Annotated in this window: 22 protein-coding genes; 12 read left to right on the top strand and 10 right to left on the bottom strand. The window is 65.8% G+C overall.

Annotated features, from left to right (window positions below):
- Positions 1-17 precede the first annotated feature (17 nt).
- Entirely contained in the window at positions 18-1,463 is a 1,446-nt protein-coding gene (gene pyk / locus ABIE58_RS05745; protein WP_354543732.1) for a pyruvate kinase, read from the bottom strand.
- A 125-nt stretch (positions 1,464-1,588) separates the two neighbouring features.
- On the opposite strand from pyk, the gene ABIE58_RS05740 reads away from it, so the two are divergent.
- The 4 genes from ABIE58_RS05740 (at position 1,589) to ABIE58_RS05725 (ending at position 4,935) form a co-directional block, all read left to right on the top strand.
- Positions 1,589-2,326, top strand: a complete 738-nt coding sequence (locus ABIE58_RS05740) for an N-formylglutamate amidohydrolase (protein WP_354543731.1) — start codon at positions 1,589-1,591, stop codon at positions 2,324-2,326.
- A gap of 58 nt (positions 2,327-2,384) precedes the next feature.
- The gene (locus ABIE58_RS05735; protein ID WP_354543730.1) at positions 2,385-2,699 is read left to right on the top strand and encodes a DUF1244 domain-containing protein; all 315 of its coding nucleotides are present in this window, start codon (positions 2,385-2,387) and stop codon (positions 2,697-2,699) included.
- A 57-nt stretch (positions 2,700-2,756) separates the two neighbouring features.
- Positions 2,757-3,461 (top strand): glutathione S-transferase family protein, encoded by a 705-nt coding sequence (locus ABIE58_RS05730; RefSeq protein WP_354543729.1) that lies wholly within the window; start codon positions 2,757-2,759, stop codon positions 3,459-3,461.
- 100 nt (positions 3,462-3,561) lie between these two features.
- Positions 3,562-4,935: an L-serine ammonia-lyase gene (locus tag ABIE58_RS05725; protein WP_354543728.1), complete on the top strand. Its 1,374-nt coding sequence runs from the start codon at positions 3,562-3,564 to the stop codon at positions 4,933-4,935.
- A gap of 38 nt (positions 4,936-4,973) precedes the next feature.
- Here ABIE58_RS05725 and ABIE58_RS05720 read toward each other — a convergent pair whose 3' ends face one another.
- The 3 genes from ABIE58_RS05720 to ubiA all read right to left on the bottom strand — a co-directional run bounded on the left by ABIE58_RS05720 (position 4,974) and on the right by ubiA (position 8,253).
- Positions 4,974-5,309 carry a hypothetical protein gene (locus tag ABIE58_RS05720; protein ID WP_354543727.1) on the bottom strand — a complete coding sequence of 112 codons (336 nt, stop codon included), beginning with the start codon at positions 5,307-5,309 and terminating at the stop codon, positions 4,974-4,976.
- Positions 5,296-7,224, bottom strand: a complete 1,929-nt coding sequence (locus ABIE58_RS05715) for an OmpA family protein (protein ID WP_354543726.1) — start codon at positions 7,222-7,224, stop codon at positions 5,296-5,298. The genes ABIE58_RS05720 and ABIE58_RS05715 overlap by 14 nt, the downstream gene beginning before the upstream one ends.
- Before the next feature lie 63 nt (positions 7,225-7,287).
- Positions 7,288-8,253 (bottom strand): 4-hydroxybenzoate octaprenyltransferase, encoded by a 966-nt coding sequence (gene ubiA / locus ABIE58_RS05710; RefSeq protein ID WP_354543725.1) that lies wholly within the window; start codon positions 8,251-8,253, stop codon positions 7,288-7,290.
- 11 nt (positions 8,254-8,264) lie between these two features.
- Between ubiA and ABIE58_RS05705 the strand changes: the two genes are divergently transcribed.
- The 6 genes from ABIE58_RS05705 (at position 8,265) to ABIE58_RS05680 (ending at position 13,633) form a co-directional block, all read left to right on the top strand.
- Positions 8,265-8,990 (top strand): 16S rRNA (uracil(1498)-N(3))-methyltransferase, encoded by a 726-nt coding sequence (locus ABIE58_RS05705; protein ID WP_354543724.1) that lies wholly within the window; start codon positions 8,265-8,267, stop codon positions 8,988-8,990.
- Positions 8,987-9,511 carry a hypothetical protein gene (locus tag ABIE58_RS05700; RefSeq protein WP_354543723.1) on the top strand — a complete coding sequence of 175 codons (525 nt, stop codon included), beginning with the start codon at positions 8,987-8,989 and terminating at the stop codon, positions 9,509-9,511. Before ABIE58_RS05705 ends, ABIE58_RS05700 begins: the two co-directional genes overlap by 4 nt.
- Before the next feature lie 66 nt (positions 9,512-9,577).
- Positions 9,578-10,948, top strand: a complete 1,371-nt coding sequence (locus ABIE58_RS05695) for a glutamate--cysteine ligase (RefSeq protein WP_354543721.1) — start codon at positions 9,578-9,580, stop codon at positions 10,946-10,948.
- Between the two features lie 201 nt (positions 10,949-11,149).
- On the top strand, positions 11,150-11,584 hold the full coding sequence (locus ABIE58_RS05690; protein ID WP_354543720.1) for a universal stress protein: 435 nt from the start codon (positions 11,150-11,152) through the stop codon (positions 11,582-11,584).
- 29 nt (positions 11,585-11,613) lie between these two features.
- Complete coding sequence (locus ABIE58_RS05685) at positions 11,614-13,167, top strand: alanine/glycine:cation symporter family protein (protein ID WP_354543719.1); 1,554 nt, start codon at positions 11,614-11,616, stop codon at positions 13,165-13,167.
- 130 nt (positions 13,168-13,297) lie between these two features.
- A complete protein-coding gene (locus ABIE58_RS05680; RefSeq protein ID WP_354543718.1) occupies positions 13,298-13,633 on the top strand; it encodes a DUF8846 family protein in 336 nt (111 codons plus the stop codon).
- 43 nt (positions 13,634-13,676) lie between these two features.
- Here the strand turns inward: ABIE58_RS05680 and aspS are convergent, their stop codons facing one another.
- Complete coding sequence (gene aspS / locus ABIE58_RS05675; RefSeq protein ID WP_354543819.1) at positions 13,677-15,458, bottom strand: aspartate--tRNA ligase; 1,782 nt, start codon at positions 15,456-15,458, stop codon at positions 13,677-13,679.
- A 212-nt stretch (positions 15,459-15,670) separates the two neighbouring features.
- On the opposite strand from aspS, the gene ABIE58_RS05670 reads away from it, so the two are divergent.
- Positions 15,671-16,900, top strand: coding sequence for a class I SAM-dependent methyltransferase (locus ABIE58_RS05670; protein WP_354543717.1), 1,230 nt, complete (start codon positions 15,671-15,673; stop codon positions 16,898-16,900).
- A gap of 6 nt (positions 16,901-16,906) precedes the next feature.
- Here ABIE58_RS05670 and ABIE58_RS05665 read toward each other — a convergent pair whose 3' ends face one another.
- Positions 16,907-18,028 (bottom strand): aminodeoxychorismate synthase component I, encoded by a 1,122-nt coding sequence (locus ABIE58_RS05665; protein ID WP_354543716.1) that lies wholly within the window; start codon positions 18,026-18,028, stop codon positions 16,907-16,909.
- 187 nt (positions 18,029-18,215) lie between these two features.
- On the opposite strand from ABIE58_RS05665, the gene carB reads away from it, so the two are divergent.
- Positions 18,216-21,515: a carbamoyl-phosphate synthase large subunit gene (gene carB, locus ABIE58_RS05660; RefSeq protein ID WP_354543715.1), complete on the top strand. Its 3,300-nt coding sequence runs from the start codon at positions 18,216-18,218 to the stop codon at positions 21,513-21,515.
- A 69-nt stretch (positions 21,516-21,584) separates the two neighbouring features.
- Here carB and ABIE58_RS05655 read toward each other — a convergent pair whose 3' ends face one another.
- The 4 genes from ABIE58_RS05655 to dapD form a co-directional block, all read right to left on the bottom strand.
- On the bottom strand, positions 21,585-21,812 hold the full coding sequence (locus ABIE58_RS05655; RefSeq protein WP_354543714.1) for a glutaredoxin family protein: 228 nt from the start codon (positions 21,810-21,812) through the stop codon (positions 21,585-21,587).
- A gap of 10 nt (positions 21,813-21,822) precedes the next feature.
- Positions 21,823-22,392, bottom strand: a complete 570-nt coding sequence (locus ABIE58_RS05650; RefSeq protein ID WP_354543713.1) for a carboxymuconolactone decarboxylase family protein — start codon at positions 22,390-22,392, stop codon at positions 21,823-21,825.
- 49 nt (positions 22,393-22,441) lie between these two features.
- On the bottom strand, positions 22,442-23,023 hold the full coding sequence (locus ABIE58_RS05645) for a TetR/AcrR family transcriptional regulator (protein ID WP_354543712.1): 582 nt from the start codon (positions 23,021-23,023) through the stop codon (positions 22,442-22,444).
- Between the two features lie 478 nt (positions 23,024-23,501).
- Positions 23,502-24,329, bottom strand: coding sequence for a 2,3,4,5-tetrahydropyridine-2,6-dicarboxylate N-succinyltransferase (gene dapD / locus ABIE58_RS05640; RefSeq protein WP_354543711.1), 828 nt, complete (start codon positions 24,327-24,329; stop codon positions 23,502-23,504).
- Positions 24,330-24,510 lie beyond the last annotated feature (181 nt).

Below are 24,510 nucleotides of genomic sequence, written 5' to 3'. Positions count from 1 at the left end.
TCGTTGTTTCATCGGGTTTAGCCCGGATCGGTTGCGTAGATCAAACTTTCCTTGCAGGGCGCGATGCGCAGGATATTGGTGGTGCCGGGCACGTTGAAGGGCACACCGGCGGTGACCACGATCTGATCGCTTTCCTCGGCATAGCCCTGCGCCCGCGCGGCGCGCGCGGCGTTGATCACCGCCAGCTTGAAGCGCGTAAGCTGCGCGGTCATCACGCAATTCACCCCCCATGTCAGCGCCAGCCGCCGCGCGGTGCCGCGCAGGCTGGTGAGCGCGATGATCGGCACATGGGGCCGCTCGCGCGCGGTCAAAAGCGCGGTGGTGCCCGATTCGGTATAGCAGCAGATCGCCTTGATATCGGTGGTCTCGGCGATCTCGCGCGCGGCCACCACGATGCCGTCGGCGACGCTCTGGCGGTTGACGCGGCGGCTGGCCTCGATCACCTCGCGATAGGTCGGGTCGTCCTCGACCTCGCGGGCCACGTTGTCCATCGTCGTCACGGCCTCGATCGGATATTGACCGGCCGCCGATTCCGCCGAGAGCATGATCGCATCGGCGCCCTCGTAGATCGCGGTGGCCACGTCCGAGACCTCGGCGCGCGTCGGCATCGGCGATTCGATCATCGATTCGAGCATCTGCGTCGCCACGATCACCGGCTTGGCCGCCGCGCGGCATTTGCGCACAAGGCGCTTCTGGATCGGCGGCACGTTCTGCACCGGCAACTCCACGCCAAGATCGCCGCGCGCCACCATGATCCCGTCGGAAACCGCGAGGATGTCGTCAAAGCATTTCACCGCCGCCGGTTTCTCGATCTTCGACAGGATCGCGGCGCGGCCCCGCACCAGCGTGCGCGCCTCGTTCACATCCTCGGGCCGCTGCACGAAACTGAGCGCGAGCCAGTCCACGCCAAGTTCACAGGCGAATTCCAGATCGGCGCGGTCCTTTTCCGACAGTGCCGCCAGCGGCAGCACCACGTCGGGCACGTTGACGCCCTTGCGGTTCGAGATGGTGCCGCCCACCACGACCTCGCAGGTGGCGAAATCGGCATCGCAAGCGGTCACGCGCAGGCGGATCTTGCCGTCATTGACCAGCAGTTGCGATCCCGGCTCCAGCGCGGCGAAAATCTCCGGGTGGGGCAGGCAGACACGGGTCGAATCGCCCTCGGCCTCGTCCAGATCGAGCCGAAAGGCCGCCCCCTCGATCAATTCTTCCTCGCCACGGGCAAAGGTACCGACCCGCAGTTTCGGCCCCTGAAGATCGGCGAGAATCGCGATCGGGCTGTCAAGCTCGTCCTCGATCTGCCGGATGATACGGTGCTTCTCGGCGATATCGGCATGCTCGCCATGGCTCATGTTGAGGCGGAACACGTCCGCGCCGGCCTCGTGCAGGGCGTGGATCGTTGCGTAATCCGACGATGCGGGGCCAAGCGTGGCCACGACCTTGACATTGCGATGGCGTCTCATCTGCTGTCCTTCTCTTGAAATCCTGACCTGTTACCGCTAACAGGCGCGTCGGGGGTCTTATGGCCCAATTCCCTTTTCCCGACAACTGTCCTAGACCACAGAAGCGCAACAAACCAACCCGGATCATGCATAATCCTTTTCACATCGAGGGTGCCGCGCGCCCCGCCCGCTGGCTCGTGACCTGCGATCACGCCACCAACGCGGTGCCCGGCTTCGTGAATGGCGGCAGCCTCGGCATCGCGCCCGAGGACATGGCGCGCCACATCGCCTATGACGTGGGCGCGGCAGGCGTTGCGCGCGCGCTTGCCCGCGCGCTCGACGCCCCGGCGATCCTGTCGAATTTCTCGCGGCTGGTGATCGACCCCAATCGCGGCGAGGATGATCCCACGCTGGTGATGAAGCTTTATGACGGCACGGTGATCCCCGCCAACCGCCATGTCGGCGAGGAGGATTTCGCGCGCCGCCTCGACCGGCTCTACCGCCCCTATCACACCGCGCTGGCCGAATTGGCGGCGCGGCGCGACGATACCGTGATCGTCTCGGTGCACAGCTTCACGCCGCAATTTCGCGGTCGTCCGCCGCGGCCGTGGCATATCGCGCTGCTTTATGCCGCCGACACGCGGCTGGCGCATCCGCTGCTGGCGCGGCTGCGCGCCGAGCCGGATCTTTGCGTCGGCGACAACCAGCCCTATGGTGGCCATCTGCCCGGTGACACCATCGCGCGCCACGCCATCGCCCACCAGCGGCCCAACGTGCTCATCGAGCTGCGCAACGACCTGATTGCCACGCCCGAGGCACAGGCCGCCTGGGCCGTGCGGCTTGCCCCGATTCTGCAAGAGGTGGCGGCGCACGCGGGCGTGTGAGGGGGCTTGCGCGGTGCGACACTCCAGCCCATCTTGAGAGGCAAAAGGGAGAGAGATCATGGACGACCAGACCCGTATCGAGCTTGAGGCCGCCGCCTTTCGCAAGCTGCGCGCGCATCTGATGGACAAGCGCCCCGATGTGCAGAATATCGACCTGATGAACCTCGCAGGCTTTTGCCGCAACTGCCTGTCGCGCTGGTATCAGGAGGCCGCCCACGAGAAGGGCCTCGAGATGACCAAGGACGAGGCGCGCGAGATCTATTACGGGATGCCCTATCCCGACTGGAAATCGCGCCACCAGACCGATGCCGATGCCGAGAAACAGGCCGCCTTCGAGGCGGCTTTCGCGGCGAATGTGGGCAAGGACGGGTAGGGGGTTCTTCTTGGCAAAAATACCCAATGCCCTGCCCTTGCGACCGGGTGGGCGGTCATGAGCGCGCGCTACCGGCTGCACTACGCGCCCGACAACGCCTCGCTCATCGTGCGGCTGGCGCTCGATGAACTGGGCGTGCCGTTCGAGACCGTGCTGGTGGATCGCCGCAGTCAGGCGCAGCGCGCGCCCGCCTATCTGGCGCTCAACCCGGCGGGGCGCATCCCGGTGCTGGAGGTGCCCGATGGTCCGATCTTCGAGACCGGCGCGATCCTTCTGTGGCTGGCGGACCGGCATGGCGGGCTGATCCCCGATCCCGGCGATGCGGCGCGCGGGGCGGCGCTCAAATGGCTGTTTTTCCTGTCCAACACGCTGCACCCGGCGCTGCGCATGATCTTCTATCCCGATCAATACGCGGGTGGCGATGCGGCGGGCCAAGCGGCGCTGCGCGCGCAGATGCAGGGCGAGGTGGCGCGCCATCTCGATCTGCTCGATCACGCGGCGGGTGTGCATCCTGCGCTGTTCAGCGGCAGCGCGCCCACGGTGATCGGCCTCTATCTTGGCCCCGCGCTGCGCTGGGCCGCGCTTTACCCGTCGGGGGAAACCGGCTGGTTCGATCTCTCGCGCTGGCCGCGCCTTTACGCTCTGGCCCGCGATCTCGAGGGGCGGGCCAGCACCCGCGCCGCCATCGCCGCCGAGGGGCTGGGCGCGCATCCCTTCACCGCGCCCTGCCTGCCCGATCCGCCCGAGGGTGTGGCGCTTTGAGCGTGTCCTATGTCAACGCGGTGGCCCTGATGGGTCGCTTTCGGACAAGTGGCGGCCCCTCGGAGACCGCATAACCCCCGCGACCCAGGGAGCGCGCATCATGTTTCTATCTGTCTTCGAGATGTTCAAGGTCGGCATCGGTCCGTCCTCGTCGCATACGATGGGGCCGATGGTGGCCGCTGCGCGATTCCTCGACCGGATGCGCGCCGAGCCGTTCCACTACGCGGGCTTGCGCGGCTCGCTGCATGGCAGCCTTGCCTTTACCGGGGTGGGGCACGCCAGCGACCGCGCCACGATCCTTGGCCTTGCGGGGTTTCGCCCCGACACCTACGACCACGCGCAGGCCGAGACCACGCTGGAGGCGATCCGCGAGACCCACCGCGTTACCCCGCCGGGTCTGCCCGAGTTGAAATTCCATCCCAAGGATGACCTGACCTTCGATTTCGGGCCGAACCTGCCGGGCCATGCCAATGGCATGATCCTCATGGCCACCGACGCGCAGGGCGACGTGATCCTGCAAGAGACCTATTATTCCATCGGCGGCGGTTTCGTCATGACGGCGGATGAATTGGCGGCGGGCAAGGATACCGACGAGGGCGACCCGGTGCCCTATCCGTTCAAATCGGCGGTCGAGATGCTCGAGATGGCCGAACGCTCGGGCAAGAGCATCGCCGAGATGAAGCGCGCCAACGAGATCGCGCGCGGCGGGGCGGAAAATCTGCGCGGCGGCGTGGCGCGCCTCTGGCAGGTGATGAATGACTGTATCGAGCGCGGGCTCTCGACCGACGGCATTTTGCCCGGCGGCCTGTCGGTCAAGCGCCGCGCCAAGGGCATCCGCGACGCGCTGATCGCGGAGCGCGGCACCAACCTGAGCGCGCCGCACAAGATCAACGACTGGATGAGCGCCTATGCGATGGCCGTGAACGAGGAAAACGCCGCCGGCGGGCAGGTGGTGACCGCGCCCACCAATGGCGCGGCCGGGGTGGTGCCTGCGGTCATCCGCTACTGGCTCGACCATGTGCCCGGCGCGCATGAGGGCAGGGTCGAGGAATTCCTGCTCACCGCCGCCGCGATCGGCGGGCTGGTGAAGTTCAACGCCTCGATTTCCGGGGCAGAGGCGGGCTGTCAGGCCGAGGTGGGCAGCGCCTCGGCGATGGCCGCAGCGGGGCTTTGCGCGGTGATGGGCGGAACCCCTGCGCAGATCGAGAACGCCGCCGAGATCGCGCTTGAGCATCATCTCGGCATGACCTGCGATCCGGTCAAGGGTCTGGTGCAGGTGCCCTGCATCGAGCGCAACGGGCTGGGCGCGATCAAGGCGGTGTCGGCGGCCTCGCTGGCGCTGCGCGGCGATGGCAGCCATTTCGTGCCGCTCGATGCCTGTATCGAGACGATGCGCCAGACCGGTGCCGATATGAGCGAGCGCTACAAGGAAACCTCGCTTGGCGGGCTGGCGGTGAACGTCCCCAATTGCTGAGCGCGTGAGGGCGCGCGCGGCCCGGTCATTGGGTGCGCTTACTCGGCGGCCTGGCCGGTGATCCGCTCGATATGGGCGCGCAAATGCTCGGCCTCGTAACGGGCCTCGCGCAGCCCCTCCATCGTGGCTGAAAGCTCGGCCTCGGTCTGGCTGAGCTGGTTGGTCAGCTCCGCCTCGCGCTGTTGCAGGTAGGTGATCGCCTGGTCGCGGGTTTCCTCGGCCTCGTGCAATTCCTGCGCGAGGCGTTCCAGCTCACCCACTTCGGACGCCTGCACCCGCACGAAGCGATGCACCAGCCAGTTGGCGAACCAACCGACGCAGAACGCCACGAAAAGCACGATGGCGGTCGCGATGATGAATTCAGTTCTGTTCATCGGTGGTGCGGCCTTCGCCGCCCTCTTCTGTCCCGTCCCCATTGTCCCCCGTATCCTCGACGCTTTCAAGGCCCGTCTGCGTCTCGGGGGCGGGTTCGGTCTCGGTCTCGGGGCGGATCAGGCGGAATTCGATGCGGCGGTTGGTCTCGCGCCCCTCTTCGGTGTCGTTATCGGCAATGGGGCGGCTTTCGCCATAGCCCTGCGCCTCCAGCCCCGAGGTCAGCACCCGGCGCAGGCGCAATTCGTCGAGCACGGCGCGCGCGCGCTCAAGGCTCAGTTGCGCGTTCATCTCCTCGCGGCCCTGGCTGTCGGTGTGGCCCGCCACCTCCATCCTGATCTCGCCGCATTCCATCAGGATCGCGGCGATTTCGTCGAGGATGACCGCCCCGGTGCCGTCGATCCGCGCCGATCCAGGCTCAAAGCCGATCTTGCGGTCACTTTGCACCGCAGCGATCCGCGCCTCGCATTCCTCGGGCGTGGGCAGCGCGGCCACCGGGTCGAGATGCTCGACATAGGCCACATCGAGGGTGTAGCGCTCGTTGCCGCCAAGACGGTCGGCCAGAAGCTGTGCAATCTCGGTGCCCGCAGCCTTCTGCCCCGATTTGCCGCGCACGTCGATGGTATCGGGCGTTACCGTCACCGCGCCGCTTTCGAGATGGGCAAGCGCCTCGACGGCAAGCAGCACCCGCATCGACCAGTCGCGTGGCAGTTCCTCGGCGACCCGCGCTGTGACATGCACGGCATCGGCGGAAAAGCGTGCCTGCGCGAGGCTCGTCGCGGTCTCGCGCACCTGCGCGCTGCCAAGCCGCCCACGCAACAGAACCTGCCCCTCGGGCGATAGCGTGGCGATGAATTCTGGCACCACCGGCTCGCTGTCATCGGGCAGGGGCGGCAGCGTGGCGTTGAGGGCGAAAACCTCGGGCAAGGCCCCGTCGAGCGCGCCCACCACGTCATCGAAAAGCGCCTGATCGGTGCCCGGCTCGGCCAGCAGGGCGATATCGGCATCGGTGAATGTCACACTGCCCGCGCCGAGACGCGCCAGCGCGGCAATCGACTGTTCGGCGGCTTGCGCCCATTGCGGCGTCGGCACGCCCATGCCGATCACGCAGTCGGCGCGGCCCTCCATGCCCGCCTGCCCCGCCGCGCGCAGGATACGGTCGCGCGCCTCCTCGGTATCGGCAGAGCAGGCATCGAACCGCGCGCCGCGTTCGTCGATGACAAAGCGCAGCGTGAACGGCGTGATCACCGGGCGCGGTGCCGAGATATCGAGCGCAAGGCGCACATCCTTCGGGCTGCGCCGCGCAAGATCGGCCTCGACCTGCCGTTTTTCTGCGGCGCTGTCGACCATCGCGGTGACCGCGACGCGCTCGGCGCTCACCGAGATCTTGCTGCGTGGCAAAAGCCCGAGAGAGCGCACCGCATAGCGCAGTGCGGGCCGCCAGGTGGCGGGGGCAGGGTAATCGGCGGCATCGAGCAGGTCGGCCACCGGGGCATCGCCCGTCGCCTCGGAAATATCGGCCATGAGCTGATGACGGTCGAGCGTGGCAGGTACCAGCCCGATGAGGGAAATCCCCCGCTCGTTGCGCAGGATCTCGATGGAAAATTGCGGCGGGGCGAGCGGCTCTGCCTCTTCCACCACGGTCTGGTCGATCACCCGTGTCGCATCCACCACAGAGCCCGCCACCGACAGCGCGGCAAAGCGCGCGGCCTCGTCCGGGGCGGTGCCCGCGAGAAACACCTGCAACCCGTCGGTGCCGACCTCGGCCCAAACCATGCCGCGCGCGTCAAGTGCTGCGCGCACCGCGCGGCGCGAGCCGTCCTCGATGGCGGTCACGGAAAAGCCCGCCGCCACCACCGACAGCGCGGCAGCCCCGGTGAACACCCCGGCAATGGTGAGAATGGTGGACAGGCGCATGGCCAGGCGGCCCCCCGTGGTTGCACTTGCCCGTGTTCTAGGCACGCCCGCGCCCGAGCGCAATCACACCAGCGCCGCGACGGCGAAAAACGGCACAGGCAGCAGCCCCGCATCGCGGTTCGAGCGGAAGAGCGAAAGCAGGCGCGCGTTGTCATCGAGCCGCAGCCGCCGCAATTGCCCGGCAAGGTGCCAGCCCATCGCCCAGACCCCGCATAGCGCCACCACCATCGCCACCGGCCGCTCTGCGGGCACGGCGAGGATCACCGCCACCATCATCAGGCTCACGCAGGCGACGAGGAACCGCCGCAGCCAGCGCGGGGACTTCTCGCCAAAAAGCCGCGCGGTGGATTTCACCCCGATCAGCGCGTCATCCTCGGCGTCCTGATGGGCATAGATCGTGTCATAAAAGAGCGTCCAGGCGATCCCCGCAAGATAGAGCACCACCGCCGGCACCTCCAGCCGCCCCGAATGCGCCGTCCACGCCAGCAGCGCGCCCCAGTTGAACGCGAGGCCCAGGAAAACCTGCGGCCACCATGTGAACCGCTTCGCAAAGGGATAGACCGCCACGGGCAGAAGCGCGAGCACGCCAAGCGCAATCGCCGCCGTGTTGAACGTGAGCAGGATCAGCAACGCCACCAGCGCCTGCGCGCCCATCCACAAGAGCGCGCCGCGCACCCGCACCTGCCCCGAGGGGATGGGCCGCAACGCGGTGCGCGCCACCGAGCCGTCGATGTCGCGGTCGGTGATGTCGTTCCAGGTGCAGCCCGCCCCGCGCATCAGCACCGCGCCAATGCCGCAGCCAATGAGGATCCACAGATCATGCCAGCCCGCGTGCCCGTCCGCCAGCATCGCCAGCATGAGCCCCCACCAGCACGGCAAGAGCAACAGCCACGTGCCGATGGGCCGGTCGGCGCGGCTTAGTCGCAGATAGGGGCGCGTGGCCTCGGGCGCGTAACGGTCCACCCAATTGCCGTCATAGGCATCGGCCACGGCGTTTGTCGCCTCTGGCGTCCGGTTTCCCTCGCTCATATGCTGGCCTCATGAGTGGTGAAAAAATCAGGCTTTATCTAGAGCATCCGCTGGGGGAAGGGCAAACCCTTCCTCTGACCCAGCCGCAGGCGCATTACCTTTTCGGGGTGATGCGGCTCGGGCCGGGGGCGGGGTTGCGCGTGTTCAACGGGCGCGACGGCGAGTGGCGCGCGGTGGTGGCGGAGGCGGGCAAGCGCGGCGGGGTCTTGCGCTGCGAGGCGCAGACCGCGCCGCAGCGCAACCCGCCTGATCTTTGGCTGATCTTCGCGCCGATCAAGAAGGCGCGCACCGATTTCATCGTCGAGAAAGCCGCCGAGATGGGGGCCGCGCGCATTCTGCCGGTGCAGACTGATTTCACCAATTCCGAGCGTATTCGGCAGGACCGGCTTCAGGCCCACGCCGTCGAGGCGGCCGAGCAATGCGGCGGCACTTTCGTGCCCGAGGTGGCCCAACTCACGCGCCTTGACCGGCTGCTTGCGGACTGGCCCGAGAATCGCCGCCTGATGTTCTGCGACGAGGCGCTTGTGGGCGCGGCACCCGCCCTGCCGGGTGGCCCCAATGGTGCGTGGGCCGTGCTGATCGGCCCCGAGGGCGGGTTTTCGCAAGGTGAGCGCGCGCGCCTGCACGCCCTGCCGCAGGCCCATGCCATCAGCCTCGGGCCGCGCATCTTGCGCGCCGATACCGCCGCCGTCGCCGCGCTGACGCTCTGGCAGATGACCTGCGGGGACTGGCGATGAGCCTCATTCGCCCCGGCGCGGCGCATGGCCTGCGCCGCTGGCGCGAGGTGCTGGTGGCGGGGGCGCTGGCCGCGCTTGGCCTGTGGTGGGCGCTGACCGGCTTTGGCCTGCTCGCGTGGCTTGGCTGGGCGGTGACGCTGGCCGCCGCCGCCCTTGGCCTTGCCGGGCTGCAACGCGCGCGCTTCCGACGCGGCGCGGGCGGGCCGGGGGTGGTGGTGGTCGACGAGGGGCTGATTGCCTATCTCGGCCCCGTCACCGGCGGCACGGTGGCGCTTTCCGAGGTGACCGCGCTCGCGCTCGATCCGCGCGACGGCGGGCAATGGGTGCTCTCGCAACCCGGCCAGCCCGATCTGCATATCCCGCTCGATGCCGAGGGGGGCGAGGCGCTTTTCGACGCCTTCGCCGCCCTCCCCGGCCTGCGCACCGAGCATATGCTGGCGCGGATGCGCCGCCCCGGCCCCGCGCCCGAGACACTCTGGCAGCGCCCCGCGCGCGTCATTTCCCACCCAAGGCTGCATTGACACCCGCGCGGAATAGCGCCAACTCTGGCCCCCGAAACCGATCCGCGACCCTCAGGAGGCCCGAGCATGTCCATTCCCCAATCCGGCGGCGGGCCGATCGAGCATGAAAGCCAGTTGGCCGAGTATCTGGCCAGCGGCTGCAAGCCCAAGGATGACTGGCGCATCGGCACCGAGCACGAGAAATTCGGCTATTGCAAGGACACGCTGCGGCCGCTGCCCTATGAGGGCGAACGCTCGATCCTCGCCGTGCTGGAGGGCTTGCGCGATCTGCATGGCTGGGCGCCGGTCGAGGAGGGGGGCAAGCTGATCGGGCTGGAAAAGGACGGCGCGAATGTGAGCCTTGAGCCGGGGGGGCAGTTGGAGCTTTCGGGCGGGATACTGGAGACGATCCACCAGACCTGCGACGAGGTGAACGAGCATCTGGCGGATGTGAAGGACATCGCCGACAAGGTCGGCGTCGGCTTTATCGGTCTTGGCGCCGCGCCGATCTGGCGGCACGAGGATATGCCGCTCATGCCCAAGGGCCGCTACAAGCTGATGGACAGCTACATGAGAGAAGTCGGCACCATGGGTCAGACCATGATGCGCCGCACCTGCACCGTGCAGGTCAATCTCGATTTCGGCTCCGAAGCGGATATGGTGCAGAAATTCCGCGTGGCGCTGGCGCTGCAACCGGTGGCCACCGCGCTTTTCGCCAATTCGCCGTTTCTCGATGGCAAGCCCAACGGCCATAAATCGTGGCGCGCGCGGGTCTGGCGCGATCTTGATGCGGCGCGCACCGGGATGCTGCCCTTTGTCTTTGACGAGGGGTTCGGGTTCGAGGCCTATGCCGATTACGCGCTCGATGTGCCGATGTATTTCGTCTATCGCGACGGGCGCTATATCGACGCGCTGGGGCAGAGCTTTCGCGACTTCCTGCGCGGCGAATTGCCCGCCCTGCCGGGCGAGAAGCCGACGCTCTCAGACTGGGCCGATCACCTCACCACGATCTTTCCCGAGGCGCGGATCAAGAAATTCATGGAGATGCGCGGGGCCGATGGCGGCCCTTGGCGCAGGCTTTGTGCGCTGCCTGCCTTCTGGGTCGGGCTGATGTATGACCAATCCGCGCTTGATGCCGCGTGGGATATCGTCAAGGGCTGGGATGCCGAGACGCGCGACGCCCTGCGGGTGGCCGCAAGCGTCGACGGGCTTCAGGCGCAGGTGGACGGCATTTCCATGCTCGATCTGGCACGCGAGGTGCTCGACATTTCCGAGGCGGGGCTGAAGGCGCGCGCGCGCCCCGGCGGCGGCGGCATGATCCCCGACGAGACGCATTTCCTTGGCACCCTGCGCGAGAGCGTCGAGTCTGGCAAGACCCCCGCTGACGAACTGTTGGAGCGCTATCACGGCGACTGGCAGGGCGATCTGAGCCGCATCTACGCCGATTACAGCTACTGAGTGCCGCGCGGCCATACGCCGCAGTCACCCACGCCCAAAAATCGAATTTCCTTGCATCCGACGGGTAAACCGACCGGATTTAGACGCGTTCGGCCTGCAAATGGGGATATTTCGGGACAATCTTGGGATGTGGTTCTGCTATTTTTAGCCACCGGGCCACAAAAGCGCCCGGAGACCGCAACCAACGAGGGAACCTGAACCATGTCCGATAAATTCGTCGTCGGCTACGACGGCAGCGTGTCCGCACGGCGCGCATTGGAATTCGCGGTGGACCGCGCCCGCGCGCAAGGGGGGACGATCGTGCTCACCCATGTGCTCGAATGGTCGCCCTATTCCTTCCTCACGCCGCAGGAACTGGAAGAGCGCCACAGCCGCCGCAAAGAAGAAATGGCGCGCGCCGAAAAGGCGATCATGAGCACGATCAAGGCCGAGCTTGACGATGCCGGGATCTCCAACGAGGTCGTGATCCGCTATGGCAACACCGCCGAGATCCTCGGTCGCGTCGCCAAGGAACACAACGCGGTGCAGATCATCATCGGGCGTGACGGGCAATCCGCGCTCGGGGCGCGGGTCTTTGGCTCGGTTGCCGGCGCGCTTGTGCAGACCGCGCCCGTGCCGTGCACCATCGTGCCGTGACACAAAAAACGACAACAGGGATATAGAATATGCAACGCAACGTATTTTCCGCGGCCCTCGCCGCGGCGGGGCTCGCGCTGATGAGCGCGCCTGCCTTCGCACAAGAGCAGGCACTCTCGCTTGATGAAAAGGTCAACCAGATCTTTGCCAGTTCCACAGGCTGGTTCGTCAACCTGATCTTCTCCAATTTTCCGGGCACCACGTTTCCGTGGATCGTGGCCTGGCTGGTGATCGGGGCCTCGGTCTTCACGCTCTATTTCGGCTTTATCCAGTTCCGCGCGGTGGGCCATGCCATCGCGCTGGTGAAGGGCGATTATTCCGACCCCAACGATGCCGGTGAGGTCAGCCATTTCCAGGCGCTTGCAACCGCCCTGTCGGGCACCGTGGGCCTTGGTAATATCGCCGGTGTCGCGGTGGCGGTGAGCATCGGGGGCCCTGGGGCCACGTTCTGGATGATCCTCGCGGGTCTGATGGGCATGGCGTCGAAATTCACCGAATGCACATTGGGCGTGAAATACCGGAATGAGTATCCCGATGGCCGCGTCTCGGGCGGGCCGATGTATTACCTGACCAAGGGTTTTGCCGAACGCGGGCTGCCCGGTGGCAAGATCCTCGCCGTGATGTTCTCGATCTTCTGCATCCTCGGCGCGCTTGGCGGTGGCAACATGTTCCAGGCCAATCAGGCGCATCAGCAGATTTCGGGCATCGTCGGTGACTATCCCGGCTGGATCACCGGGGTGATCTTTGCCGGTGTGGTCTTTGCGGTGATCGTGGGCGGCCTCAAATCCATCGCACGCGTGACCGAAAAGGTCGTGCCGTTGATGGGCATCCTTTATGTTGGCACGGCGCTGGTCATCATTGCGATGAACGCCGACATGATCGGCTGGGCCTTCGGCCAGATCTTTGCGGGGGCCTTCACCGGGCTTGGCGTCGCGGGCGGCATGGTCGGCGCGTTGATCCAGGGGTTCAAGCGGGCGGCGTTCTCGAACGAGGCCGGCGTTGGATCTGCGGCCATCGCCCACTCGGCGGTGCGCACCAAGGAGCCGATCACCGAAGGCTTCGTGTCGCTGTTGGAGCCGTTCATCGACACGGTGGTGATCTGCACCATGACGGCGCTGGTGATCATCATCACCGGCCAGCTTGTCGCCGGGCCGGATGGCAATTACCTGCTCAACGAGGCGGGAACCGCGATCCAGACCGTCGGCAATACCTCGGGCGTGGGCCTCACTTCGGCGGCCTTCGGCAGCGCGATCAGCTGGTTTCCCTATGTTCTGGCGCTCGCTGTCGTGCTCTTTGCCTTCTCGACGATGATCAGCTGGTCCTATTACGGCCTCAAGGCCTGGACCTACCTGTTCGGTGAGGGCGAGACCAAGGAACTGGTCTTCAAGGTGATTTTCTGCATCTTCGTGGTGATCGGGGCTGCGGCCAATCTTGGCCCGGTGATCGACTTCTCGGATGCGGCGATCTTTGCGATGGCCGTCGTGAACATCATCGGCCTCTACTTCCTGATGCCCATCGTCAAGCGCGAGCTGTCAAGCTATTTGCGCCGCTTGAAATCCGGTGAAATCAAGAAGTTTGTCTAGGGCTGGCCAGCCCGCTCAAGGGGTTGGGGGCCATCGCGCAGGCGGTGGCCCCTTTTACATCCGCCGGGCAGTCTCCGCCGCAGCGGGGACTGCCTTGACATTGCGCGCGGCCTGGCACAGGGCATGCGCCATGACAGATACGCAAGACCCTCGCCCCTCGCGCCAACAGGTCTATACGCTGGTGGTTGAAATCGGCCGCAAGATCGGCGACGGGTTGCCCGAGCGCGCCACCGGTGCTGCGCTTATGGTCTATGCCTCGGGCGTGGACGAGGCCGAGGCGGTGCGCGAAACGGTGGCGATCCTCAAGCAGGCGGGAATGGCCCCGCTCGACGTGACCGGCCACGGCACCCGCGCCGAGCGCGAGGCCGAGGGCCACGAGATCGACGAGGAAGAGGCCGCGCTCATGGCCCGCGCCCGCGACGAAAACGCGGTGATCGTGGCACAGGTGACGCCGTTTCACGACTGAGCCGGGGTGGGCTTGCCGGGCGATATCACGCCCGACTGTCCGCTCACTCCTTGGGGATCACGCGCAGGCCAAGTTCCATCAACTGGTCCGGGGTCGGATCGCTGGGCGCGTTCATCATCAGATCCTCGGCGCGCTGGTTCATCGGGAACATGATCACCTCGCGAATATTCGAGGTGCCCGCGAGCAGCATCACGATGCGGTCGATCCCCGCCGCGCAGCCGCCATGCGGCGGCGCGCCATATTGGAAGGCGTTGACCATGCCGCCAAAGCGTTTGCGCACTTCCGCCTCGTCGTAGCCTGCAAGCTCGAAGGCCTTGAACATGATCTCGGGGCGGTGGTTGCGGATCGCGCCCGACACCAATTCATAGCCGTTGCAAGCCAGATCATATTGATAGCCGAGCACGCCGAGCGGATCGCCGTCGAGCGCCGCGCGCCCGCCCTGCGGCATGGAAAACGGGTTGTGGCTGAAATCGACGCGACCGCTGTCCTCGTCGCGTTCATACATCGGGAAATCGACGATCCAGGCAAAGGCAAAGCGGTCCTGATCGCTCAGCCCCAATTCATCGCCGATCACCGTGCGCGCCTTGGCCGCTACCCGCTCGAACGCCTGCGGCTTGCCGCCAAGGAAGAAGGCCGCATCGCCCACGCCAAGGCCAAGCTGCTGGCGAATGGCCTCGGTGCGTTCGGGGCCGATATTCTTGGCCAGCGGGCCTGCGGCCTCGGTCTCGCCATTGGCGTCGCGCCAGAAAATATACCCCATCCCCGGCAGCCCCTCTTTCTGGGCGAAGGCGTTCATCCGGTCGCAGAACTTGCGGCTGCCGCCCGTGGGCGCGGGGATGGCGCGGACCTCGGTGCCGTCCTGTTCGAGCAATTTCGCGAAGATGGCGAAACCGGACCCCCGGAAATGTTCACTCACGTCCTGCATTTCGATCGGATTGCGCAGGTCGGGCTTGTCGGTGCCGTATTTCAGCAGCGCCTCGGCATAGGGGATTTGCGGCCAGTCCTCGGGCGCATCCACTCGCGCCCCGCCGCCGAATTCCTCGAACACGCCCGCGATCACCGGGGCGACGGTGTCGAATACGTCCTGTTGCTCGACAAAGGACATCTCCATGTCGAGCTGGTAGAAATCGGTCGGCGAGCGGTCGGCGCGGGGGTCTTCGTCGCGAAAACAGGGGGCGACCTGGAAATATTTATCAAACCCCGAGACCATGATGAGCTGCTTGAACTGCTGCGGGGCCTGCGGCAGGGCGTAGAACTTGCCCGGATGGAGCCGCGAGGGGACAAGGAAATCGCGCGCGCCTTCGGGGCTCGAGGCGGTGATGATCGGCGTCTGGAACTCGCGGAATCCCTTGTCCCACATGCGCTTGCGGATCGAGGCGACCACGTCCGAGCGCAGCACCATGTTGGCCTGCATCGCCTCGCGGCGCAGATCGAGATAGCGGTAGCGCAGGCGCGTTTCCTCGGGATAATCCTGATCGCCGAAGACCTGGAGCGGCAACTCGGACGCCGCGCCGAGGATTTCCATGTCGCGGATATAGACCTCGACCTCGCCGGTGGGGAGTTTCGCGTTCACGAGGCTCGCATCGCGCGCCTTCACCTCGCCGTCGATGCGCACGCAATATTCGGCGCGCAGGCCGTCTACGGCCTTGAAAACCGGGCTGTCGGAGTCGCACAGAACCTGCGTCACGCCATAGTGATCGCGCAGGTCGATGAAAAGCACGCCGCCGTGATCGCGGATGCGGTGGACCCATCCGGCAAGGCGGACGGTCTCTCCGACATGGGATTTCCTCAGATCGGCGCAGGTATGGCTGCGATATGCGTGCATTTTCACTCTCCGGGGCCGGGGACGGCGCTTGTGGCGGTCATGATCGGGTTCGCGCCGATACACATGGGCCGGACGGCAAAGTCAAGCCGGGACCGGGCGGCATCGGGCGAAACCGTTTACATATAAAGCGATTTTGGTAAGATGCTTTGGGCTGGAACGAGGTCAGAACGCCGATGAATGCGCCGGGGATGGCGCGGGATTGGAGGTGTGCGATGTGGACCGGTACGCTTGACAGGCTGTTGCGCCATTACTTTCTCCACGGTCGGATGCGGGTGACCTTCCCCGACGGCACCACGCGCAGCTACGGGCCGGGAGGTGGCCCCGAAAGCGCGGTGTCGCTGCATGATCCAAGCCTGCCGCGCCGTATCGTTCTCTCGCCCGACATGGCCATCGGCGAGGGCTATATGGATGGCACCGTGACCTTCGCGGAGGATGACGTTTACGGCTTTCTCAGCCTTGCCATGATGAATATCGCCGCGCAGGGGCAGCCGTGGTTTCGCCGCCCGCTGGAAGCCTTGCGCTGGCTCAGGCGGCGGCTTGACCAGTTCAACCCGGCTGGCCGCGCGCGCGCCAATGTGGCGCATCATTATGACCTGTCGGGAGAGCTTTATGATCTCTTCCTCGACGCGGACCGCAATTATTCCTGCGCCTATTTCGCACGTCCCGACATGACGCTGGAAGAGGCGCAGGTGGCCAAGAAACACCATATCGCGAAGAAACTTCTGATCGAGCCGGGAATGCGCGTGCTCGATATCGGCTGCGGCTGGGGCGGCATGGGGCTGACGCTGGCGCGCGATTTCGGGGCCGAGGTTCTGGGCGTCACCCTCTCGCGCGAACAGCACGCAATGGCCAATATGCGCGCCGAGCAGGCCGGGCTGGCGGACATGGTTCGGTTTGAATTGATGGATTATCGCGACGTGCAGGGGCAGTTCGACCGCATCGTGTCGGTGGGCATGTTCGAGCATGTCGGCGTGCCGCATTACGACGCCTATTTCACCGCGGTGCGGCGGCTTCTGAAACCCGACGGTATCGCACTCATCCACACGATCGGGCGGGCCGGGCCGCCGGGCGCGACGAGCCCATGGATTCTCAAGTATATCTTTCCCGGCGGTTATTGTCCGGCCATGTCCGAGGCGGTGGCGGCGGTGGAGCGCCAGCGGCTGGTGACCACCGATGTGGAGGTGTGGCGGCTGCATTATGCCGAAACGCTCAAGGAATGGCGGCGCCGCTTCGAGGCCAATATCGAGCGTGCCCGCGCGCTTTATGACGAGCGGTTCTGCCGGATGTGGCGCTATTACCTGATCGCGAGCGAGTTGACATTCCGGCTCAACAATCAGGTGGTGTTCCAGTTTCAGATCACGCCAAAGCAGGACGCCGTGCCGCTGACGCGCGATTATCTCTATCGCGACGGGGCGGACGGGTTCCACGAGGCCGCCGAATAGCCGCGATCACGCCACCGGCGCGGCGATGCGGGCAAAGCGCGCTTTCCACAGCGCCTCCTCGTATTCACCCGCCGCGGTGCTGTCATGGACCACGCCGCCGCCCACGTTGAGGCGGGCGCGCCCGCCGTCGAGCATCAGGGTGCGGATGGCGACGTTGAATTCGGCGCGCCCGTCGGGGGCGGCCCAGCCGATGGTGCCGCAATAGATCTCGCGCGGGGCCTGTTCGAGATCGGCGAGGATCTGCATGGCGCGGATCTTCGGAGCGCCGGTGATCGAGCCGCAGGGGAAAAGCGCCGTGAAGATATCGCCAAGCCCGGTGTCGGGGTGAAGCTGCGCGGTGACGCGCGAGGTCATCTGGTGGACGGTCTCGTAGGTCTCGACCGAGAAAAGCGCGGGCACGCGAACCGATCCCGGTACGCTCACGCGGCTGATGTCGTTGCGCAGCAAATCCACGATCATCAGGTTTTCGGCGCGGTTCTTCTCGTCGGTTTGCAGGAAATAGCGCCGCCGCGCATCCTCCGCCGGGTCGGGGCTGCGCGGTTGGGTGCCTTTCATGGGGCGTGTCTCGATCCCGCCCCCGGCATCGGTGCGAAAGAACAACTCCGGCGAGCGCGACAGGATCGCGGGCAGACCCTCGGCCTCGATCAGCGCACCAAAGCGCACCGGCTGCACGGCGCTGAGCGCGGCATAAAGCGCCTGCGGCGTGCCGCTGGCGGTGAGCGTGAGTGGAAAGGTCAGATTGGCCTGATAGATATCGCCCGCCCCGATCTGCCCGTGCACCACCTGGAAGGCGTGGGCATAGCGCGCCGCGTCCCAGTCTGGCACGATGGGGCCGAGCGTGGCGGGGGCTGATGTGAGCGGCGTGGCCCCTTGCGGCCCCTCATAGACCCCGAATTGCAGGAGCGGCAGACGGCGCTTGCCCGGCATGAGCGGCAAAAGGCGCGGCTCCAGCGCATAGCCCATCTCGTAGCTGGCAAATCCCGCGAGCCAGAACCCCTCGGCCCGCGCGGCATCCATCGCGGCGAGGGCTGCGGGCACCTCGCAAGCCTCATGTGCCACGATCGTCCGCCGTGCCCCCGAAAAGGCTGCGGCCCCGCCCTCTGGCCCGTGATCGAAACGAATCTCCACCCCGCCCCCTTTCGCGCAATCACCTGATACCTAGGGCGCGCGTGCCGCCCGTGCATCCCGAAAAACGCCGTATCGGCGTGGATTTGCGATCACCCTTGCGCCCCGCCGGGTGATAGCTATAACCCCCGAGAATTTGGGCGCGCAGCCCCTCCGGCCCGCGCCCGCTGCCAGCCGTCAGGGGACCGACATGCCGAAAAGAACCGATATCAAATCCATCATGATCATCGGCGCGGGGCCCATCATCATCGGACAGGCCTGCGAATTCGACTATTCCGGCGCTCAGGCCTGCAAGGCGCTGCGCGAGGAAGGCTATCGCGTCATCCTCGTCAACTCCAACCCTGCAACGATCATGACCGATCCGGGGCTGGCGGACGCCACCTATATCGAGCCGATCACGCCCGAGGTGGTCGCGCGCATCATCGAAAAGGAACGCCCCGACGCACTCTTGCCCACGATGGGCGGGCAAACCGGCCTCAACACCGCGCTGGCGGTGGCCGATATGGGGGTGCTGGAAAAATTCGGCGTGGAGCTGATCGGGGCCAACCGTGCCGCGATCGAGATGGCCGAGGATCGCAAGCTCTTCCGCGAGGCGATGGACCGTCTGGGGATCGAGAACCCCAAGGCCACCATCGCCAACAACATGGAAGAATGCATGGCGGCGATTGATTTCGTCGGCCTGCCCGCGATCATTCGCCCGGCCTATACATTGGGCGGGACGGGGGGCGGCGTGGCGTATAATCGCGATGATTATATCCATTTCTGCAAATCCGGCCTCGACGCCTCGCCGGTCAGCCAGATCCTGATCGACGAGAGCCTGCTTGGCTGGAAGGAATTCGAGATGGAGGTGGTGCGGGACCGCGCGGATAACGCGATCATCGTTTGCGCCATCGAAAACGTCGATCCGATGGGCGTGCATACGGGCGATTCGATCACGGTGGCCCCGGCGCTGACCCTGACTGACAAAGAATATCAGATCATGCGCAACCAAAGCATCGCCGTGCTGCGCGAGATCGGGGTGGAGACGGGTGGCTCCAACGTGCAATGGGCGGTGAACCCCGCCGACGGGCGCATGGTGGTGATCGAGATGAACCCGCGTGTGTCGCGCTCCTCGGCGCTGGCGTCCAAGGCCACGGGCTTTCCCATCGCCAAGATCGCGGCCAAGCTGGCCGTGGGCTATACGCTCGACGAGTTGGACAATGACATCACCAAGGTCACGCCTGCCAGCTTTGAGCCGACGATTGACTATGTCGTGACGAAAATCCCGCGTTTTGCGTTCGAGAAATTCCCCGGCTCCAAGCCGAACCTCACCACCGCGATGAAATCGGTGGGCGAGGCGATGGCGATTGGCCGGACAATCCACGAGAGCCTGCAAAAGGCGCTGGCGTCGATGGAAACCGGGCTTTCGGGCTTTGACGAGGTGGACATCGAAGGTGCCCCCGAGAAGGCCGCGATCACCCGCGCTCTGTCGGTCGCCACGCCTGACCGGATGCGCACCATCGCGCAGGCGATGCGCCATGGCCTCAGCGATGACGAGATCAACGCCGCCACGGCCTTCGATCCGTGGTTCCTCGCCCGCATTCGCGAGATCGTGGAGGCCGAGGCGCGCATCCGCCGCGACGGCCTGCCCGTGACCGAGGAGGGCCTGCGTGCCCTCAAGATGATGGGCTTTACCGATGCCCGCCTCGCCACGCTTACGGGCCGCGACGAGGATCAGGTGCGCCGCGCGCGCCAGAACCTCGGCGTGCATGCCGTCTTCAAGCGCATCGACACCTGCGCCGCCGAATTCGAGGCGCAGACGCCCTATATGTATTCCACCTACGAGGCTCCGATGATGGGCGAGGTGGAATGCGAGGCGCGCCCCTCGGACGCCAAGAAGGTGGTCATCCTCGGCGGCGGCCCGAACCGGATCGGGCAGGGGATCGAGTTCGATTACTGCTGCTGTCACGCCTGTTTCGCGCTGACCAAGGCGGGTTACGAGACGATCATGATCAACTGCAACCCCGAGACGGTGAGCACCGATTACGACACCTCGGACCGGCTTTACTTCGAGCCGCTGACATTCGAGCATGTCATGGAAATCCTGCGCGTCGAGCAGGAACGCGGCACGCTGCACGGGGTGATCGTGCAGTTCGGCGGGCAGACGCCCTTGAAGCTGGCGCGCGGGCTGGAGGCCGAAGGCATCCCGATCCTCGGCACCACGCCCGACGCGATTGACCTGGCCGAGGATCGCGAGCGGTTCCAGGCGCTGGTCACGCGGCTGGGGCTGAAACAGCCGGTCAACGGCATCGCCTCGACGGATGCGCAGGCGCTGGCCATCGCCGAGGAAATCGGCTTTCCGCTGGTCATCCGCCCGTCCTACGTGCTGGGCGGGCGCGCCATGGAGATCGTGCGCGACATGGCCCATCTGGAGCGCTACATCGCCGAGGCGGTGGTGGTGTCGGGCAAGAGCCCGGTGCTGCTCGACAGTTATCTCTCGGGCGCGATCGAATGCGATGTGGATGCGCTCTGCGACGGCACGCGCGTGCATGTCGCGGGCATCATGCAGCATATCGAGGAAGCGGGCGTGCATTCGGGCGATTCCGCCTGCTCGCTGCCGCCCTATTCGCTTTCGCGCGCGACCATCGACGAGATCAAGCGCCAGACCGAGGCGCTGGCGCGTGCGCTGGGCGTGGTGGGGCTGATGAACGTGCAATTCGCGGTCAAGGGCGATGATATCTACCTCATCGAGGTCAACCCGCGCGCCTCGCGCACCGTGCCGTTCGTGGCCAAGGCCACCGACAGCGCCATCGCCTCCATCGCCGCGCGGCTCATGGCGGGCGAGACGCTCGACAGCTTTCCCGCGCGCGGCCCCTATCCACGCGATACGCGCCCCGGCACCCTGCCGATGGCCGACCAGATGACGCTGGCGGACCCGGATATGCCGTGGTTCTCGGTCAAGGAGGCGGTGCTGCCCTTTGCTCGCTTCCCCGGCGTGGATACGATCCTTGGCCCCGAAATGCGCTCCACCGGCGAGGTGATGGGCTGGGATGTCTCGTTCCCGCGCGCCTTTCTCAAGGCGCAGATGGGCGCGGGCGTGACCCTGCCCGAGGGTGGCACGGTGTTCGTCTCGGTGCGCGACAGCGACAAGACGGAGCAACTCATCGAGACGGCGGAAATCCTCACCGCGCTCGGCTTTGCCCTCGTCGCCACGCGCGGCACGGGCGCGTTCCTCAGCGAGGCGGGGATTGCCTGCGAGGTGGTCAACAAGGTCTATGAGGGCCGCCCCAATATCGTCGACCTGCTCAAGGATGGCGCGATTGCGCTGGTGATGAACACCACCGAGGGCGCGCAGGCGGTCGAGGACAGCCGCGACATCCGCTCGGTCGCGCTTTATGACCGCATCCCCTATTTCACCACGCTTGCCGGCTCGCACGCCGCCGTTCAGGCGATCCGCGCGCGCCAGGAGGGGGCGCTCGAGGTCATGGCCTTGCAGGGCGCGGGGGCCTGAGCGGGGCGCGTCACCGGCCCGGTTGAGCACGGTCACGGCCCCGCGCAGGCGAGGGGCGGGCGGGGAGGATCAGCCCCGCGCGAGGTGCTGCTGCAAATCCTCGTTGCCGCCGATATGCACCCCGTCGATGAAGATCTGCGGGATGGATTTTTCCCTCGGCAGGCGCGCAGCATAGTCGGCGCGCGCCTCCGGGTCGGTCATGTCGCGTTCGTCAAAGGCGAGGCCGCGCGCGCGCAAGAGCGATTTGGCCGCCTCGCAATGCACGCAGCCGGGACCGGTGAAAATCTCGATCTGCATGGGGCCCCCCTCAGTGGTTGATGGTGAGTTTCGGCGTCACCCCGTCGAACATCGGCTCGAGCGCGACGCCAAGCGCATCGCCGAATTTCGACACCGCGATATAGGTGGTGATGACAAAGGCCGCGTCGACGATCTGCGGCTCGCTCCAATGCGCGTGCAGCCGCTCCCACAGCCCCTTGGGCACGCGGTTGGCGTCCTCGCCGATCTGCACGCAGAAATCCAAAAGCGCCTTTTCGCCGTCGGTGAAATGCGGGCTGTCGCGGTATTTCACCCCGTCGATATCTGCGACTTTTTCGGACGGGATGCCGAGCATGTCGCACAGGCGTTCATGCTGCACCACGCAATACTGGCAATCATTGCCCTGCGTCGCCTTGAGGATCAGCAATTCCTTGGTGTTCCAGTCGAGCACGCCATCCTTGAGAATGGCCATGATCGTGTCGGTAAAGACATTGCCGTATTCCGGCTGGTGGCCGAACACCTTGAAGATGTTCAAAAGCGCCTGAAAACGCTCTTCGGCCCGGTCGTAGAAGGCGAGCGTTTCCGGCCCCGCCTGATCGCGCTCGACATAGGATACAGTCATGGTTTCCTCCCCTTTCTGGAATGTTCATTCCATTTGGCCCAAAAAATTTTCAGTCGAGCAGCATCCGGGCCTGAGATGTGATCGTCGTCGGGGCGGCATCGGGTGCGGCACCCGAGCGCATGAGAACCCGCAGCCCCAGAAACAGCCCCAGAAGGGCCTGTGCCGTGGCCTTGGCGTCAAGATCGGCGCGGATCGTGCCCGTGGCCTGCGCGGCGCGGATACGGTCGCGGAAAAACAGCTCTACCCCGGCAAGCGCCTCTTGCACGAAATCGCGGATCTCGGCGTCATGCGGGGATACTTCAAGCGCGGTATTGACCAGCAGGCAGCCGCCGGGCTGGCCTGCCTCGGGCGCGGTGCGGGCGGCGTCAAAGGCGGCGAGAATGGCCGCGCGCGGGGCCATGTCCTGCGCCAGCCGATCCAGAAAGCCGCGCCTCTGGCGGTCGTCATAGCGGCGCAGGCTGGCCATAAACAGCCCGCGCTTGTCGTCGAACCCGGCATAGAGGCTGGCGCGGTTGATGCCCGTGGCCTCGACCAGATCGCTGATCGAGGTGGCCCCATACCCGCGCGCCCAAAAGGCCCGCATGGCCTGATCGACCACCGTGTTCGAATCATATGCGCGTTGGCGTCCCATGTCGGGAAGTTAGCTGTTCTGGAACGATCAGTCAAGAAAGGCCTGCGCCAACGTGCTTGTTGCTGCACGGGGGAACGCTCAAAGGTCTTGAGCCGCCATTCGCCTCCTGCCCCCCCGCGCGGAATCGAGGCGTGCCCCGCACGCCGCCGCGCAGCGCCCGTCCGCCCCGTCGCACCAAAGGTGCGCCGACAATACCGGCACGCCTTTGGCGTGACTGGCGGGCGCTTCTGCAACGGTGCAGGTTCTTGAGAACGATGAGGTATTTGGCGGGCATAAACTGCCGGTCAAATCCGTTTCAGCGCCCACCCGGCGGACGGGCACCGCGCGGCTCATCTCAAACTGTCAACGTCCCCTTCAAGCCATCCTCACCACCCCACGCAGCATGGCAGGCCGGATCATCCTTGGGTAACCGCGCTGCGGAGTTTCAATCACGCGTTCCGCGAACACGGGCAAGTCTTTCTCGAGGTGATCGTGCGTCTCAGTCGCGCAGCAGCTCGTTGATGCCGGTCTTGGAGCGCGTCTGCGCGTCCACCCGTTTCACGATCACGGCGCAGTAAAGGTTGAGGTTGTTCTTGGTGGGCATACTGCCCGAGACCACCACCGAATAGGGCGGCACCTCGCCGATGAACACCTCGCCGGTCTCGCGGTCCACGATCTTGGTGGATTTACCGATGAACACGCCCATGCCGAGAACCGACCCCTCGCGCACGATGCAGCCCTCGACCACCTCGGAACGCGCGCCGATAAAGCAATTGTCCTCGATAATCGTCGGGCCCGCCTGCATCGGCTCCAGCACGCCGCCGATACCGACCCCGCCCGAGAGGTGGACGTTTTTGCCGATCTGAGCGCATGATCCGACCGTGGCCCAGGTATCGACCATCGTGCCGCTGTCGACATAGGCGCCAAGGTTGACAAAAGACGGCATCAGCACCACGCCCGGCGCGATATAGGCCGATTTGCGCACGATGCAGTTGGGCACGGCGCGGAAACCCGCCGCCTTCCACTGGTTGTCGCCCCAGCCCTTGAACTTGCTGTCGACCTTGTCCCACCAGCCCGCGCCTTGCGGGCCACCCGGCTGCATTTCCATATCCTTGATCCGAAAGCCCAAAAGCACCGCCTTCTTGGCCCATTGGTTGACATGCCAGTCGCCGTTCTCCTGCCGTTCGGCCACGCGCAGGGCACCGCTGTCGAGCGCGTCGAGCGTCGCTTCGATGGCCTCGCGCGTCTCGCCGCCTGTTGCGGGGGTGATCTGATCGCGCGCCTCCCAGGCGGCCTCGATGGCGGTTTCCAGTTGGGTATTGGACATGGTGGCGCTCCCTCGGGTGTTGTCTGCTGTTGGCTCGGCTATAGGGCCAAGGGCGCGTGGGATCAATGCGCGCGCGCCTGGCCTGTGGTGCCCCGCGTCATCCTCTGGCTTGACCAGAGGATCTATGGTCAGCGGGAGATCCCCGCCTGCGCGGGGATGACGGGCGCGGGAGGAGAGGCGG

The sequence above is a fragment of the Roseovarius sp. MBR-78 genome (genome assembly GCF_040547535.1).
Classification (GTDB): Bacteria; Pseudomonadota; Alphaproteobacteria; order Rhodobacterales; family Rhodobacteraceae; genus Roseovarius.
The sequence above is the reverse complement of the archived record's forward strand: the minus strand, read 5'-3'. Positions and strand labels throughout refer to the sequence as shown.

Excerpts from the sequence above, each read along its gene's own strand:
- pyk (WP_354543732.1), bottom strand. The coding sequence starts at position 1,463 with ATGAGACGCCATCGCAATGTCAAGGTCGTGGCCACGCTTGGCCCCGCA.
- ABIE58_RS05740 (WP_354543731.1), top strand. The coding sequence starts at position 1,589 with ATGCATAATCCTTTTCACATCGAGGGTGCCGCGCGCCCCGCCCGCTGG.
- ABIE58_RS05735 (WP_354543730.1), top strand. The coding sequence starts at position 2,385 with ATGGACGACCAGACCCGTATCGAGCTTGAGGCCGCCGCCTTTCGCAAG.
- ABIE58_RS05730 (WP_354543729.1), top strand. The coding sequence starts at position 2,757 with ATGAGCGCGCGCTACCGGCTGCACTACGCGCCCGACAACGCCTCGCTC.
- ABIE58_RS05725 (WP_354543728.1), top strand. The coding sequence starts at position 3,562 with ATGTTTCTATCTGTCTTCGAGATGTTCAAGGTCGGCATCGGTCCGTCC.
- ABIE58_RS05720 (WP_354543727.1), bottom strand. The coding sequence starts at position 5,309 with ATGAACAGAACTGAATTCATCATCGCGACCGCCATCGTGCTTTTCGTG.
- ABIE58_RS05715 (WP_354543726.1), bottom strand. The coding sequence starts at position 7,224 with ATGCGCCTGTCCACCATTCTCACCATTGCCGGGGTGTTCACCGGGGCT.
- ubiA (WP_354543725.1), bottom strand. The coding sequence starts at position 8,253 with ATGAGCGAGGGAAACCGGACGCCAGAGGCGACAAACGCCGTGGCCGAT.
- ABIE58_RS05705 (WP_354543724.1), top strand. The coding sequence starts at position 8,265 with ATGAGTGGTGAAAAAATCAGGCTTTATCTAGAGCATCCGCTGGGGGAA.
- ABIE58_RS05700 (WP_354543723.1), top strand. The coding sequence starts at position 8,987 with ATGAGCCTCATTCGCCCCGGCGCGGCGCATGGCCTGCGCCGCTGGCGC.
- ABIE58_RS05695 (WP_354543721.1), top strand. The coding sequence starts at position 9,578 with ATGTCCATTCCCCAATCCGGCGGCGGGCCGATCGAGCATGAAAGCCAG.
- ABIE58_RS05690 (WP_354543720.1), top strand. The coding sequence starts at position 11,150 with ATGTCCGATAAATTCGTCGTCGGCTACGACGGCAGCGTGTCCGCACGG.
- ABIE58_RS05685 (WP_354543719.1), top strand. The coding sequence starts at position 11,614 with ATGCAACGCAACGTATTTTCCGCGGCCCTCGCCGCGGCGGGGCTCGCG.
- ABIE58_RS05680 (WP_354543718.1), top strand. The coding sequence starts at position 13,298 with ATGACAGATACGCAAGACCCTCGCCCCTCGCGCCAACAGGTCTATACG.
- aspS (WP_354543819.1), bottom strand. The coding sequence starts at position 15,458 with ATGCACGCATATCGCAGCCATACCTGCGCCGATCTGAGGAAATCCCAT.
- ABIE58_RS05670 (WP_354543717.1), top strand. The coding sequence starts at position 15,671 with ATGTGGACCGGTACGCTTGACAGGCTGTTGCGCCATTACTTTCTCCAC.
- carB (WP_354543715.1), top strand. The coding sequence starts at position 18,216 with ATGCCGAAAAGAACCGATATCAAATCCATCATGATCATCGGCGCGGGG.
- ABIE58_RS05655 (WP_354543714.1), bottom strand. The coding sequence starts at position 21,812 with ATGCAGATCGAGATTTTCACCGGTCCCGGCTGCGTGCATTGCGAGGCG.
- ABIE58_RS05650 (WP_354543713.1), bottom strand. The coding sequence starts at position 22,392 with ATGACTGTATCCTATGTCGAGCGCGATCAGGCGGGGCCGGAAACGCTC.
- ABIE58_RS05645 (WP_354543712.1), bottom strand. The coding sequence starts at position 23,023 with ATGGGACGCCAACGCGCATATGATTCGAACACGGTGGTCGATCAGGCC.
- dapD (WP_354543711.1), bottom strand. The coding sequence starts at position 24,329 with ATGTCCAATACCCAACTGGAAACCGCCATCGAGGCCGCCTGGGAGGCG.